The organism is Neptuniibacter marinus (genome assembly GCF_001597725.1).
GTDB lineage: Bacteria > Pseudomonadota > Gammaproteobacteria > Pseudomonadales > Balneatricaceae > Neptuniibacter > Neptuniibacter marinus.
In genome coordinates, this window is sequence record NZ_LUTR01000002.1 from 63,878 (window position 1) to 78,853 (window position 14,976).

15 protein-coding genes are annotated in these 14,976 nt (G+C 42.8%); 8 read left to right on the forward strand and 7 right to left on the reverse strand.

The window, feature by feature from the left end; translation table 11 throughout:
- The first annotated feature begins 50 nt into the window (after positions 1-50).
- The 5 genes from A3774_RS02190 (at position 51) to A3774_RS02210 (ending at position 6,532) form a co-directional block, all read left to right on the forward strand.
- The gene (locus A3774_RS02190; RefSeq protein ID WP_067862588.1) at positions 51-3,068 is read left to right on the forward strand and encodes an EAL domain-containing protein; all 3,018 of its coding nucleotides are present in this window, start codon (positions 51-53) and stop codon (positions 3,066-3,068) included.
- A gap of 272 nt (positions 3,069-3,340) precedes the next feature.
- Entirely contained in the window at positions 3,341-4,825 is a 1,485-nt protein-coding gene (locus A3774_RS02195) for a diguanylate cyclase (RefSeq protein ID WP_082792326.1), read from the forward strand.
- Between the two features lie 78 nt (positions 4,826-4,903).
- Positions 4,904-5,731: a polyphosphate kinase 2 family protein gene (locus A3774_RS02200; protein WP_067862593.1), complete on the forward strand. Its 828-nt coding sequence runs from the start codon at positions 4,904-4,906 to the stop codon at positions 5,729-5,731.
- 70 nt (positions 5,732-5,801) lie between these two features.
- The gene (locus tag A3774_RS02205; protein WP_067862595.1) at positions 5,802-6,005 is read left to right on the forward strand and encodes a hypothetical protein; all 204 of its coding nucleotides are present in this window, start codon (positions 5,802-5,804) and stop codon (positions 6,003-6,005) included.
- Positions 6,006-6,226: 221 nt separating this feature from the next.
- Positions 6,227-6,532: a c-type cytochrome gene (locus tag A3774_RS02210; protein ID WP_067862597.1), complete on the forward strand. Its 306-nt coding sequence runs from the start codon at positions 6,227-6,229 to the stop codon at positions 6,530-6,532.
- A 62-nt stretch (positions 6,533-6,594) separates the two neighbouring features.
- Here the strand turns inward: A3774_RS02210 and A3774_RS02215 are convergent, their stop codons facing one another.
- Positions 6,595-7,536, reverse strand: coding sequence for a flagellar motor protein MotB (locus A3774_RS02215; RefSeq protein ID WP_067862599.1), 942 nt, complete (start codon positions 7,534-7,536; stop codon positions 6,595-6,597).
- A 19-nt stretch (positions 7,537-7,555) separates the two neighbouring features.
- Positions 7,556-8,314, reverse strand: coding sequence for a flagellar motor protein PomA (gene pomA, locus A3774_RS02220; RefSeq protein WP_067862601.1), 759 nt, complete (start codon positions 8,312-8,314; stop codon positions 7,556-7,558).
- A 182-nt stretch (positions 8,315-8,496) separates the two neighbouring features.
- On the opposite strand from pomA, the gene A3774_RS02225 reads away from it, so the two are divergent.
- Genes A3774_RS02225 through dxs form a run of 3 tightly spaced genes read left to right on the forward strand, consistent with a single transcriptional unit; the run spans position 8,497 to position 11,411 of the window.
- Complete coding sequence (locus A3774_RS02225; protein WP_067862604.1) at positions 8,497-8,739, forward strand: exodeoxyribonuclease VII small subunit; 243 nt, start codon at positions 8,497-8,499, stop codon at positions 8,737-8,739.
- Position 8,740: 1 nt separating this feature from the next.
- Positions 8,741-9,622, forward strand: coding sequence for a polyprenyl synthetase family protein (locus A3774_RS02230; protein ID WP_067862606.1), 882 nt, complete (start codon positions 8,741-8,743; stop codon positions 9,620-9,622).
- A gap of 16 nt (positions 9,623-9,638) precedes the next feature.
- The gene (gene dxs / locus A3774_RS02235) at positions 9,639-11,411 is read left to right on the forward strand and encodes a 1-deoxy-D-xylulose-5-phosphate synthase (RefSeq protein WP_067862607.1); all 1,773 of its coding nucleotides are present in this window, start codon (positions 9,639-9,641) and stop codon (positions 11,409-11,411) included.
- A 2-nt stretch (positions 11,412-11,413) separates the two neighbouring features.
- Here the strand turns inward: dxs and A3774_RS02240 are convergent, their stop codons facing one another.
- From A3774_RS02240 to ribBA, 5 genes are read right to left on the reverse strand one after another with little or no spacing between them, the layout of a single operon-like run.
- Positions 11,414-11,890 carry a phosphatidylglycerophosphatase A family protein gene (locus A3774_RS02240; protein WP_067862609.1) on the reverse strand — a complete coding sequence of 159 codons (477 nt, stop codon included), beginning with the start codon at positions 11,888-11,890 and terminating at the stop codon, positions 11,414-11,416.
- Positions 11,891-11,903: 13 nt separating this feature from the next.
- Complete coding sequence (gene thiL / locus A3774_RS02245; protein WP_067862612.1) at positions 11,904-12,866, reverse strand: thiamine-phosphate kinase; 963 nt, start codon at positions 12,864-12,866, stop codon at positions 11,904-11,906.
- A 5-nt stretch (positions 12,867-12,871) separates the two neighbouring features.
- A complete protein-coding gene (nusB, locus tag A3774_RS02250; RefSeq protein ID WP_067862613.1) occupies positions 12,872-13,357 on the reverse strand; it encodes a transcription antitermination factor NusB in 486 nt (161 codons plus the stop codon).
- Positions 13,358-13,363: 6 nt separating this feature from the next.
- Positions 13,364-13,837, reverse strand: a complete 474-nt coding sequence (gene ribH / locus A3774_RS02255) for a 6,7-dimethyl-8-ribityllumazine synthase (protein ID WP_067862615.1) — start codon at positions 13,835-13,837, stop codon at positions 13,364-13,366.
- Positions 13,838-13,856: 19 nt separating this feature from the next.
- Positions 13,857-14,975, reverse strand: coding sequence for a bifunctional 3,4-dihydroxy-2-butanone-4-phosphate synthase/GTP cyclohydrolase II (gene ribBA / locus A3774_RS02260; protein WP_067862616.1), 1,119 nt, complete (start codon positions 14,973-14,975; stop codon positions 13,857-13,859).
- Position 14,976: the final 1 nt, after the last annotated feature.

The following is a 14,976-nucleotide window of genomic DNA, read 5'->3' on the forward strand; positions in this document are numbered from 1 at the left end:
ATAATTCTTCGTTATACTCAGCATGATCGATACTACCGAGCCAAATCTGCATGAAAGATTATAGCGCTATTAAATCCCGATCCATCACAAGATGGATATTTTCAGGTGTAATAAGCTCCATACTCTTAATCGCTAGTGTCTTATGGTTTAGCCTTATTCAAAACATAACAGAACGTACCGAGCGATCGGCGCTCTATGCAAGAATGATTGAGGCGACGGTCACCCGAACATTAGAAGCACTAGAGATCAGCCTTCTCTCTTTATCAGATGAGTTAGAAGCTCACGAAGCAAGCCCTGCTCATTTCAACGATGTGCGCGAAAGAGCATTAAATGTTCTCAATTTTGCCCCCCAATTAAGACAAATCGTCATAATAAAAAACAATAAAACGATTGTTAATACTAATACTGACAATAGCGAAAACCCAATAAATAATATTAACTTAGAGATATTAGGCTTTAAAAAAACACCGTCTAATGCCTATAGTCTTGGTCTTAATATAGGGACAACGATCAAAGGACGTTACTTACCAACCACCTACGAATACCCCGATGAATCCGCACGGCTTGAGCTTATTCCGATCGGCTTTTCGACCCGCACACATTCAGGGGAGGATCTGCTGATTATTGCCGCATTTAATTCCAATTACCTAATTCGATATATTAAAGACCTCGATATAGAAAAAAATGATGATGTTTATTTGATTGATTTTCATGGCAACGCGCTTATTCAAACAGGTTTGTTTGGCCCCAACAGAGAGAGCATTACCCAGCATCTATCAACCGTTTTAGATAATGGAGAAGATGAGGATATCAGTATCAACGCATCATCCTATTTCCCCACTTACACCACCACTACGCGACTCTCAACAAAATACCCCTTAGCGGTCGCCATTGTCACCAATTTTGAAGATACCTTTTTTCTTTGGGTAAAACGGAAAAGCACCTTCCTCTTAGTTATTGGCTTAGCCATTGTCACGCTCATTGTTGGTGCTATTTATATCGTTAGAATGAATAAAAAAGCATTCGCGATGAGGGAAAATGTCCACTTATTATCTGAAGTCGTCGAAAAGAACCCGACCGCTATTATCATTACCGACAATACCGGTGATATTCAGTATGTGAACAGAAGTTTTGAGCAGATCACTGGATATAAGAAGAATGATGTATTAGGGCAAACCCCACGCATTCTCAAATCAGGCCATATGCCTGAACCACAATATGACGATATGTGGCAAAAGCTTAAAAGAGGTAAAAGCTGGTATGGGGAATTTCATAATAGACGTAAAAACGGTTTACTCTATTGGGAAAGAGCATCCATCAGCCCGCTCATTAATGATGATAATGAGATCACCCACTATATTGCCCTGAAGCAAGAGATTACAGAGGAGCGCAAAGCTCAAAACAAACTGCGTTTAGCTTCAGCAGTCTTTAATGCAGCTGCCGAAGCTATATTGGTAACCGATGCAAAAAACCGTATACAAATGGTGAACCCATCCTTTCAAAAGATCACGGGTTACTCTGAAGCAGAAATTATTGGCCAAACCCCTGCGATATTAAAATCGGGTAAACATAGCCCTCAGTTCTATAAAGACATCTATGAGCAACTCAACAGCAAGCATAAGTGGGAAGGTGAGATCTGGAATAAACGAAAAAATGGGGAGCTTTATCCTCAGTGGATCGTGATCTCCTGTCGCTTAGACTTAGATAAAAACATTGAAGGATATGTCGCACTGTTTAGCGATATTACAAAAAGAAAAAGTGATGAGGCAATTATTCTTCATCAAGCAAATTATGACGCATTAACAGGTTTGCCTAACAGGCATTTATTTGAAGATCGCTTAAAACAATCTCAAAAACTTTGCCAAAGAAACAAGACAGAAGCCGCGCTCTTTTTTATCGACTTAGATCGCTTTAAATATGTAAACGATACATTTGGTCACCTCGCAGGGGATCTATTGCTGAAATCAGTCTCTACACGACTAGAAGCCTGCATTCGCAAAAGTGATACCGTAGCGCGCTTAGGAGGGGATGAGTTTGCAATCATCATTTCTGAGATAAACCACACAAACGTTGTTGAAAAAATCGCTAAGAAAATTCTAGCCAGCTTAACTCAGCCTTTTATATTGGAAGGTAATCAAGCCTATATTTCTTGCAGTATTGGTATAGTAACGCATAGCTGTGATGCCACGACTTCAGAACAGCTTATCGCCAACGCAGATAGCGCTATGTACAAGGCGAAAACGAAAGGACGCAATCGGTACGAGTTTTTTGATAAAGACCTAAGCACTAAAAACAAAGAACGTAACTTGCTAGAAAATGATATTTATAATGCCATTGAACGTAACGAATTCTATCTAACTTACCAACCTATATGGAGCATTGATGGTAAACATATACGTTCAATAGAAGCATTAATAAGATGGCAGCATCCCCAGAAAGGCCTTATACCACCCTCTCATTTTATCCCTATTGCTGAAGAATCAGGACAAATCTTAGCTATAGGTGAATGGGTAATTAAAGAGGCTTGCAAGTTTGCTCAGATACTCAGAAAAGAGGCAACGCATCCTCCCTCAGTGAGCGTCAACATTTCCAGTGTTCAATTTATGGAAGGCCGTGTAGCCGAGATAATACAAAGGGAGTTAGCTGCCAATAACCTGCCAGGGTCAAGCTTAGTCGCAGAAATTACAGAAAGCGTTCTTTTATCAGAGAAAGAAAATATTTATACGCAGCTTAAAGAGATTGTCGCTGTAGGCGTAGACCTTGCGATAGATGACTTTGGTACAGGATACTCATCCCTTAGCTATCTGAAAAAGTATCCCATTAAAAGACTAAAAGTTGATAAAATATTTATCGATGAAATTGCTTCGGATATGGATGATCAAGCGTTAGTATCGGGCATCTTATCTCTAGCTGAATCTTTATCACTATTAACGATAATTGAAGGGATCGAGACAGAGAGTCAATTAGCTATAATAAGAGGCTTAGGTTCCCCTATGATACAAGGTTATTTGTTTTCCAAACCAATTAAAGGGGAACAAATACTTGAGTTATTAGACAACAACGCATAAATTGATTTTTTGATAATATGATTACCTCTTGGTAAGAAAAATATTCAATATATGCTCTAATTCTAAACCCCGTGCTGACATTTAAGGTAATACAGTACAATTACAAACACTTTCCGCAGAGCATCACGAGAATAAACAAGCCACACACCTATAGTTTTAATTGAGGATAGTTGTTGAATCGCCTCTGCAGTATGATTTGTTGTAGTTCAATAAGAGATACAGGATCTGTATCTCATTAAGTGGTAACGATACGCTAACAAACTGGTCGAAACATGGATAGCAGACAGACTTTGAACTTTATACTCATCCTTATTAGCGCCTCCATGGTTATGGCTGGGTTATACCTCAACTTTAATAATCACGAAAATTTCATCGCATTAATCTTAATTAGTGCGGGTGCGAGTAGTCTTATTCCCCATTATTATTTTTCCAGTAAAGCTAAACAATTACATACCGTTAATTCATCAAGCCATACAGCACAAAGCTTTCAAGATACATTTGAAAAAGCCGCTATTGGATTAGCCCATGTAGATCTACAAGGTAAGTTTATTCGTGTAAACAGTAACCTATGCCAGTTTTTAGGTTACCCAGAACAGGAACTCCTCGAAACCACTTTTCAATCCCTCTCCCTTCCCGACGACTTGGAAGAAAGCTTTAGATGGATCAGAGCTGTTTTAGCAGGCGAAGAGGTTGAAGATTTCTCTAAGATCAAACGTTACTATCATAAAGATGGTCGTTTAGTTTGGGCAAAACTTACAACAACACTAGTTAAAAATGAGCTCAACGAGCCTGATTACTTCGTCTCTTCCATTCAAGATATATCAGACCTAAAAAATACAGAGATGCTTCTTCGTCAATCAGAAGAGAAATTTAAAACAATTATAGAAGCGGTATCTGATGAAGTTGTTATATGGATGTCGACACTAGGTATGCAAGAGATGCTCTATGTAAACCAAGGGTTCGAAAAACAATGGGGACGCTCGGTTGACACATTATATGAAAACCCAAAAAGCTTTTTAGATATTATCCATCCCGATGACAAAGACGCAGTTGAACAAATATTTACACTAAGCCCCGATAGCAACTGGAATATAGACTTTCGCATCATCCGAGATGATGGCGAAATACGTCATATTCATAACGTCGGCTTTGGTATCCTTGAAAACGGTGAACCTCTTTATCTTGTCGGCTCGGCTGTTGACCGTACCGATATAATGAATCGTCAGCAGCAGTTAGACGAATCTATTATCAAGCTTGAAGCGGCTTATAAATCGTTAGAGCAGCTGTCACAAAAAGACGGACTGACCGGTGTCTTCAATCGCACAACCTTTTTAGAACATCTCAGCGATGCTCATGAACGCTATAAGCGTTATAAAACACCCGCAACATTAATTTTTATCGACCTTAATCAATTCAAAGCGATTAATGACAATCATGGTCATATCACCGGTGATAATACGCTAATAGCGCTCGCTAATAAGCTATCAGACAATATTAGACAAACCGATGTTCTCGGCCGCTATGGTGGAGATGAGTTTGTAGTTCTGCTTAACAATAGTTCAATTGAACATGCTCAAGAGTTTTTTAACCGCGTAGGTAATAGCATTCAGGTCGATTGCAACTTATCCGGCAAGCCCCTGAGAATTGGTATCTCTTATGGTGCATATGAAATTGATCCTACCGTGGAGACTCTTCAGCAATGGATATCCCATGCCGATATTTCGATGTATAAAGATAAAGGAACGCACTCCAGTTAGCCAAAACGCCTAACCTATACAATTGATGTTTTATCCCGCTTCACATAAGCTCATCTCATACCTTGCTGGAGTCGGAACATGCATCAACCTAGCCCTATCATCTTACAGAACAATCCTCCATTTTTAGATGAAATAGATCTAACAAACACTCAGCTAGCCGAAAAAAGTGTTTACTTAAAAACACTTAAGAAATCACAAAAAAAGATACTCAGTGTCCAGCAAGCTTATTACCACCAAAAGCGTCGAGCTATTTTGGTCTTTGAAGGTTGGGATGCCAGCGGTAAAGGGGGGGCTATAAGGCGCTTAACTGAAAAATTAGATCCTCGTGGCGTAAACGTTCACCCAATAGGTACGCCAACCCCTGAAGAACAAAGTAAGCATTACCTATATCGCTTCCAAACTCGCTTGCCCAAAGCGGGGACGCTCGCACTTTTTGATCGCTCTTGGTATGGCCGAGTTTTAGTAGAGCGGGTTGAAGGTTTCGCTTCAGAACAGGAGTGGCAACGCGCTTATCAAGAGATCAACGAATTTGAACGTAGCCTTATTGATGACGGTGTAAAGATCATAAAGATCTTTATGCACATTAGCCCAGAAGAACAACTTAAGCGATTTGAAGAGCGATTAAATAATCCGGTAAAACGCTGGAAGCTAACCAGTGAAGATATTAGAAATCGTGCAAAATGGACAGACTATCATCAAGCCATTAATGATATGTTTAAATATACTTCTACAGAAGCTGCGCCTTGGCACATCATTCCGGCAAATCATAAATGGTATGCCCGCACTGATGTCCTAAAAATCATAGAGGCACAACTATCTGAAGGCATGGATATAAGCCCACCTCCCTTAGATCCAGCGATGATTCAAGAAGCCTATGAAGCTTTAGGTATAAAAATTTCTGATTAATCTCTCTTTGCAACAATTCTGAAATAATTAGTCGTCATTATTAGTCTCAATTACAAAGAGGCTAATAAATATGACAGAAAATACTTTAAAAACTCAGCTGAAACAGTTGCTGAATCGTGGTTACTCAGAGATTGACGTTTTAAACTTAGGCATTGCACCTAAGCATCTAATTGATCAAGCTATTTCCGAATACAAAGCTGATCAACGTATTCAAGACCAAACACTAAGTACTCAACATAATCAGGCAAGCTTCGCTATGCGCTTAGGTGGTTAATTTAGCCACCTCCCCTCCTTTTGAATCATTTTCCTATTATCTTTAGCAATATTCATTTCTTCTATTGATTTCATTCAGATACAATTCACCTCGTTTGGTGTATTAATGTTAGCTACTTGAGGAGAGTAATGACTCACCTCCAAGGGTGGCAGGCTGATTTTTGTGGGGGAAGGCCCGTTAGTCCCAATAACAAATTGATGAGCACTTATAGGAAAATTACAATGAAAAAAGTACTTATTGCAGCAGCAGCTGCTACTTTGATGTTACCTACTGCAGCTATGGCTGAGCGTGATGGCCTAACTGTATACAACACCAAATGTGGTGTATGCCATGCTTCAGGCGCCGCTGGCGCACCTAAAGTAGGTGACGCGGCAGATTGGGGCGCACGTGCAACACAAGGTATGGATACCCTATTAGCGACTGCTAAAAAAGGTAAAGGGGCTATGCCTCCTTCAGGTCTATGTATGGATTGTAACGATAACGAACTTAAGTCCGCTATCCAATACATGATAGACAACTCAAAATAAGCACCGAATTCACATAAAAAAACCGCCATATTAAGGCGGTTTTTTTTGTCTCAAGCCACTCGCTAAAATATTTCCGTCGGCGAAAGGTTACGTAGCTCACCTGTAGGATCACCCTCCTCTCTCGCTTGAATTTTCTCTAACAACTCCTGATCTTTACCCTTTTGCACAATAATTTCTACACGGCGGTTTTTAATTCTATTCGCCGGCGTTGTGTTAGGAACGAGGGGTTTAGTATCAGCATAACCTAATACCCTAAAGCGTGACTGCTCAATACGCGGATCACCAAACAACTCGTGGGCAACCGCCAATGCACGCGCTACCGAAAGATCCCAGTTAGATTCAAAACGGCGTCCAGCATAAGGAATGTTATCACTATGCCCTTCAATCGCTACGTTACCTTTCACATCTAACAGCACGTCTCTAATCTTGGCTAACACTGGGATAGATTCATATTTCAACTCTGCAGAACCTGAATCGAAAGAGCCTTTCTCTTTAATACGAATAATAATTTTTTTACCATCCGTTTCAACTTCGACGCTGCCATCACCGATCTCTTCTGCCAACGCTGCGGCAAACTCAACCGCCTCCTCTTTTGCCTGCTGTTCTTGCTCTTTTTGCAATGCCTGATCAATACCGGCTTCTAGATCCGGTGTATCACTCTCACCTTCTTTTGAACGGACATCTAATGTATTCATGTCATTATTGACCGTCATCTGACGGACTTCGTTCAAGGGAGTAGGTTCGGGACGACCTGGACTAAACTCTTGGGCAATAATAGAGGTGCCTTTAGGTATATCTTCAACCTTAATCTGGTTTTGCACACCAAAGGCTTCACGCATTGAACCCGCAAGCTGCTTAAACTTCAGCACATCCATCTCTGAAAAAGATAGAAGCAAAACAAAGAAACACATCAACAGCGACATTAAATCGCCAAAAGTTGCTAACCAACCAGGTAACCCTGCAGGACAGGGGGGGCATTCATGTTCTTCGGTATCATCACTCATTGCTCAGCTCCTTACCGAATTAACCTTCAGCCGCTGCACGTTTTTTCTCTGGCAGATAGTTTCTCAACATCTGTTCGATCACACGTGGATTTTGACCTGCTTGAATAGCCAATAAACCATCAATAACTAAAGACGCATTGAGCGCCTCTTCATCTTTTCTGACATTAAGTTTATCTGCCATAGGTAGAGCAATCATCGTTGCAAGCATGGCGCCATAAAGCGTTGTCAGAAGTGCTACGGCCATGGCTGGACCAATAGACTTTGGATCGCTCATGTTAGAAAGCATCTGCACTAAACCAACCAAAGTACCTATCATACCCATTGAAGGGCCGACATCCCCCACAGCAGAAAAAACTGATGCGCCGAATTCATGACGGTCACTGGTTAATTTCGCTTCTTTCTTCAGCAGCGTTTTGACCACTTCAGGATCATGGCCATCAACCAATAACTGAATCCCCCGTTGCATAAAGTCACTACTAACCGTTTTATCCTCTAAAGAAAGCAACCCCCCTTTACGTGCGGCATCCGCTAACTCAACGGTCTCGGCAATAATATCCTCAGGGTTTAAAGACTTATACATGAAGGCTTTGGCAGCCACTTTACCTGCACCAAGAAACTGACCTAAGGTAAACTTCATCAATACAACAAAAATACTACCGCCAATAACAATCAATAATGACGGCGGATTGACAAAAACACCTGGATCACCACCCGTTACAATTGCGGCGACGACAATACCAAAACCGCCTAATAAACCGACGAGCGTAGCTATATCCACTCAGGACTCCTTAATACCAGCCAATAAACACTGTTCAAGCCTTACCTAACGAACTGCTTATCATAGCAAAAAAGTCTCAACAATCACCCACTCTTCATAGGTTTAACGGTTATTCTTTAGGTATAATTGATTCTAGGCCGATGCTTCGGTAAGTTTAGCCCTTTCAATGTGGATTTATTCCCATGCCTCGTAAAAACAAAACAACCGATTTTGAGCAATCCTTGCAGGAACTCGAATCAATAGTCACACAAATGGAACAGGGAGACCTATCTTTAGAGGACTCTCTTAAAGCATTTGAAGAGGGCGTCAGCCTCACTCGCGAATGCCAAAATATCCTTGCACAAGCAGAGCAGAAAGTGCAGCTGTTAATCGAATCAGGCGGTGAGCTAAAAACAGAGCCATTTGAGCCTGAAGAGGATCGCTGATTTGGAGATTCAGAGCCTGCTCAACCAATACAGCGAACGTGTCGATAGTTATCTTAAAACATGCATAGTACAAAAAAGTATCGATCCGATTTTACAAGAGTCGATGCTCTATTCGCTTTTTAATGGCGGCAAGCGTGTCAGACCCACCTTAGTATATATGGTTAATACTATGCTGGGTGGTGAGATGTCCTATGCTGACAGCGTAGCTGCGGCAATAGAGTGTATTCATAGCTATTCGTTAGTACACGATGACTTACCGGCCATGGACGATGACGACCTAAGACGGGGCAAACCAACTTGTCATATCGCCTATAATGAAGCAACCGCAATATTGGCTGGCGATGCGTTGCAAAGCCTAGCCTTTGAACTGATCGCTGTAGATAAGTATCTTTCTGCCGACGCTAAAGTTCAGCTCGTAAAAGAGATCAGCATCGCTTCCGGCTATCAAGGTATGGCCGTGGGTCAATCCTTTGATCTACGCAATGTAGGAAAACCTTTAACCATCGCGCAGTTAGAAACTATGCATCAACATAAAACAGGAGCTCTTCTAAAATGCTCTGTCATTATGGGTGCAATCACTAGCGGTAAAGCTGATCAAGACCAGCTCATTGCATTAACCGATTATGCGCGAGCCATAGGCTTAGCTTTCCAAGTTCAAGATGACATTCTAGATATTGAGGGTGACTCTACTGTGATAGGAAAGCCCCAAGGCTCGGATATGGCGCAAAACAAACCCACCTATCCTGCACTATTAGGCCTTGAAGGTGCTAAGCTGAAGCTACAACAACTACACGAAGATGCTAAACAAGCTTTAGCCCCATTTGGTTCAGAAGCATCTGAACTCAAAGCCTTGGCTGATTTTATCGTTCATCGCGATCATTAACTGTAAAAGACCCTTTATGTTTCTCACAATTCCCCCATCTCGTCCTAGTACCCCCCTGCTAGATCAGATTAATGATCCGGACCAATTACGGCAGTTGTCCGCTGAAAAGCTACCTGAACTGGCTGAACAGCTTAGAGCGTTTTTACTCTATAGCGTTGGACAGAGTGGTGGGCATTTTGGCGCAGGACTTGGGGTTGTAGAGTTAACCATCGCTTTACACTATCTATTAAACACCCCTGAGGATCATCTGGTTTGGGATGTAGGTCATCAATCTTATCCCCATAAAATTTTGACTGGACGCCGAGATAGCATGCTAAAAATCCGTCAAAAAGGCGGGCCATCGCCCTTCCCTAAACGCGCTGAAAGTATCTATGATGATTTCGGCGTGGGGCACTCCAGTACCTCAATAAGCGCTGCATTAGGCATGGCGATAGCCGATAAGTTAAAGGGCTTAAAGAACAAGACAGTTGCCGTCATTGGTGATGGTGCTATGACAGCAGGTATGGCTTTTGAAGCGCTCAACCATGCCGCGCATACCGACACTAACCTGCTTGTAATTCTAAATGATAACGATATGTCGATCTCTCAAAACGAGGGTGGTCTGGCAACCTATTTAGCTAAAAATATAAAACACAAAACTGAAGGCGAAACGACCGCCGCACTTTTTGAAGCCTTAGATTTTGAATACACAGGCCCTATAGATGGCCATGACCTACCCTTACTATTAGCAAAACTTTCAGACGTATTAGCCAAATCAGGTCCGCAATTCCTTCACCTTATTACGAAAAAGGGCAAAGGGTTTAAACCTGCAGAAGAAGACCCTGTGGGCTACCATGCGATCACCAAGATAAACCCGATCCACCAGCCAAAAGAAAAGAAGGTTACGTATTCTAATATTTTTGGCCGCTGGATCTGCCATATGGCAGAGTCTCATCCCGACCTAACAGCAATAACCCCCGCAATGAAAGAAGGCTCCGATCTCGTTGAATTTGCCAACCGCTTCCCTGCTCGATTTTTTGATGTCGCTATCGCAGAACAACACGCACTAACCCTTGCGGCGGGAATGGCTTGCCAGAAGATAAAACCGGTCGTTGCTATCTACTCCACCTTTTTACAACGAGCCTATGACCAGCTTGTTCATGATATATCAATCCAGGAGCTCGACATTCTACTGGCAATAGATCGCGCAGGACTTGTTGGTGAGGATGGTTCGACCCATAGCGGCGTACTTGATATTAGTATGCTTCGCTGCTTACCTAAGACCGTCATTATGACGCCCTCGAACGCTCAAGAGCTGCGTAACATGCTCTACACGGGCTACCTTTATAAAGGGCTAGCGAGTGTAAGGTACCCAAGAGGGTCAGCGATTGCCCATGTAGATGGTGAGATGGAAGCGCTCGATATTGGCCGCAGCCAGCTAATCACTACAGGTAAAAAAGTGGCGCTACTAAACTTTGGACCACTCCTAGAAACAGCACAAGCTGTTTCTGACAAACATGGCTACAGCTTAGTAGATATGCGTTTTGTGAAGCCGATTGACAGTGAAATGATTACAGAATTGGCAAATTCACACCAACTACTCGTCACTATAGAAGATCACAGCATTATTGGTGGCGCAGGATCAGAAGTAAGCGAGTATTTACACCGAACTAAAAGTAGCACACAACTCTTAACTTTAGGCATTCCTGATAAATGGATAGGCCATGCCACTAGATCGGAGCAACTTACTCAATGTGGATTAGATGAAGCAGGCATAGAACAGGCTATAGCGCATGCACTCAGCCATTAAATTTATAACCTGAGAAACGCAATAAACTGCAAAACTATTGCCGCAAACACCCCAGCAATAACATCATCCAGCATCACTCCTAGCCCCCCGGAAACTTTTTGATCGGCCCATTTTATCGGCCAAGGTTTCCAAATATCAAAGATTCGAAACAGGACAAAACCTATAATAATCCACCAAAAGCCAGCGGGTGCTAAGGTCATCGTAATCCAGAAACCAACGAACTCATCCCAGACAATACCACCATGATCATGTACACCAATATCTTTACTGGTACGGTCACACAGCCAAATCCCAATCAATGTTGTTACGACCAACATTAAAAGATACCAAGGCAAGCTCAATTGCTGAAACCAGAAATAAGGAATGACAGCAGCCAGTGTACCAAACGTGCCCGGCGCCCATGGCGCTGCCCCACTCCCTAAACCGAAGGCTAAAAAGTGGATAGGGTTTTTCCAAACACTTGCCGGTACTTTATTCACGTACACTCCTCACTTAGTCATCTGTTCGCTGAAAATGATCGTAACCGGAGCCCTGTATCTGACAAGGTTCTCCTCGAAGAAATAGCTCGATATCCGCCCGATCTGTCACTTTGCCTATAACAGCCACAGGAACGGATAACTGCGATAAAAGAGCAAGATAATTAGGTGGGAGCGTAAAACACAACTCAAAGTCCTCCCCTCCCGTCAGTGCCCATTGACGAGCATTCTCCTCGCCAAACGTGGAAATGAGCTGGGATGAGATTGGCACCGCTTCTAACTGTAAACGTGCTCCTAAACCACCACTCGCTTTTAGAATATGCGAAAGGTCGGACAATAAGCCATCGGATATATCAATACAGCTACTGGCTTTACCTAACAACATTTTACCGAGCTCAATACGTGGCGTCGGCGCATAAAAGCGTTCGAGTAGATAGTCAGCATAGCTATGATCCTCAAAGCCATTCAGCAAACCTTCTAAACCACCTCGACTATCACCTAAGCAACCACTGACACAGATAAGATCATCGACTTTAGCCCCTGCACGCGTTAAACAATGATCATGCGGTAGGAAACCATGTACTTGTGCAGAGAGTGCTAACGGCCCTTTTGTAGTATCACCCCCTACAAGCGAAACACTGTATTCAGCACACAACTGCGCCAAGCGACGGCTAAACAACAGTAGCCAATCATCTTCTGCTTTTGGCACTGTAAGCGCTAAAGTAATCCACGCAGGCGTTGCCCCCATTGCAGCTAAATCACTTAACGCCGAGCCAAAAATTCGACTAGCGAGTAGATCAGCAGGGGTACCTTCAAGAAAGTGTGTACCCTGAACAAGCGTATCAATAGATACAGCTAACTGATAACCGGCAGGCACAGAAAGTACAGCACAATCATCACCTATGCCTAGTGCAACAGAAGCATCCGTAGATGCTTCTGCAAAGTAGCGCTGAATCAGCTCAAACTCACCTAGTGACATGGAGTTTAAGACTTGCGCTGACGTTGATCTCGGATCTCAGCCATACGGACGCGCTGAGCCAATTTATCTAATACACCATTAACATAACGATGACTGTCAGTCGCACCAAACTTCTTAGCTAACTCAACACTCTCATTAATGGCCACACGGTAAGGTACCTCAATACGCTGGGCAAGCTCAAAGGCACCAATACGAAGAACTGTCAGCTCAATTGGATCAAGCTCTTCAACTTGGCGATCAAGGAAATCAAGATAAGACTTATCTAGATCACTTTTTGCACCGGCAATACCATGCAGAAGCTCAGAAAATAGTTTGATATCCGTATCACGCATATCATTATCAACTCTAAACTGTGCTTCTATCTCGTTCACCGGTTGTCCAGCGATTTCCCACTGATACAAGGCTTGCAGCGCATAACTACGTGCATTACGACGCTGTGTGGTTAAAGATAGTTTTTTCTTAGTCGCTGGTTTATTTTCGTTGTCACTCATCTAAAATCAAACCTCAAGTTGCTTAAGCAAACTAACCATCTCTATTGCAGATAGTGCAGCTTCAGCCCCTTTATTGCCCATTTTAGTGCCTGAGCGTTCAACGGCTTGCTCAATACTGTTAACCGTTAAAATACCGTTAGCAACAGGCACATCATAGTCCAAAGAGACCTGAGCTACGCCTTTAGAGCTTTCACCGGATACATATTCAAAATGTGGTGTGCCACCACGAATCACTGCACCCAATGCGATAATCGCATCATCTTTTTTCTGGGCAGCAAGACGTTTCACAGCCAACGGAATTTCAAAAGCACCCGGCACACGGATAACACGAATATTTTCTTCGTTGATACCATGGCGTTTAAGGGTATCAATTGCACCCTCTAATAAGCTTTCTACAACAAATGCGTTAAAACGACCGACTACGATAGCGTAGTTGCCGTCAGCGTTCACAAAATCACCTTCGATGGTTTTCACAGCCATGATTCAAGTACCGGTCTAATTAGTCTTCACAAGGAATATATTTTTCAATCTCAAGGTCAAACCCAGAGATCGCATTAAACTTCATTGGTGCACTGAGTAAGTTCATTTTACCTACACCCAGGTCACGCAGTATTTGTGAGCCTGTTCCTACCGTTAGGTAGGCACCTGATGCACTCACGTTTACTTTTGATTTCTGATGACTATTAAGCATAAGCTCCAATGAGTCACCTATATCAATTTTTTCGCCATTATCTAACAGTAGAACAACACCTTGGCCTTCTTTCGCAACACGCTCTAAGGCTTTACGCATTGTCCACTTCGGCTCTTCACCCGACATAACGGCACCTACTACATCACGTAGGACCTCATTACGATTATGTACACGTACATAAGTGGGCTCATCTTCTTTAATCTCACCCAACGTCATCGCTAGATGAGTGCAGTTCTGAATCTCATCTTTGTAGGTAATATAGTTGAACTCACCATACTCAGTAGACATCACACCCGCATTTTCGCGCTGTACTGTATGCTCATTGGCCGTCCGGTAGTGGATCAAATCCGCAATCGTACCGATCTTTAGATTATGCTTTTGAGCAAACTCTTCTAAGTCTGGACGGCGCGCCATCGTGCCATCATCATTCATTACTTCAACGATTGCAGCCGCTGGGGTGAAACCTGCCATACGCGCTAGATCACAACCTGCTTCAGTATGTCCCGCTCGGCTCAATACACCACCGGGCTGGGCCATCAAAGGAAAGATATGGCCCGGCTGAACAATATCGTCAGCTGTAGCATCCGCTTTAACCGCTGTTCGAACTGTATGTGCACGATCCGCAGCAGAAATACCCGTTGTTACCCCTTCTGCCGCCTCAATAGACAACGTAAAGTTGGTCGCAAACTGAGCACCATTACTTTGAACCATCAACGGCAGCTTCAATTGTTCGCAGCGCTCTCGGGTCAACGTTAAGCAGATAAGGCCGCGGGCGTGCGTTGCCATGAAATTAATATCATCAGCACGAACCATTTCCGCCGCAATGATTAGATCACCTTCATTTTCACGATCTTCATCATCCATCAAGATAACCATCTTACCTTGACGAATATCTTCCAATAATTCTTCTGGTGTATTTAGTTTCATC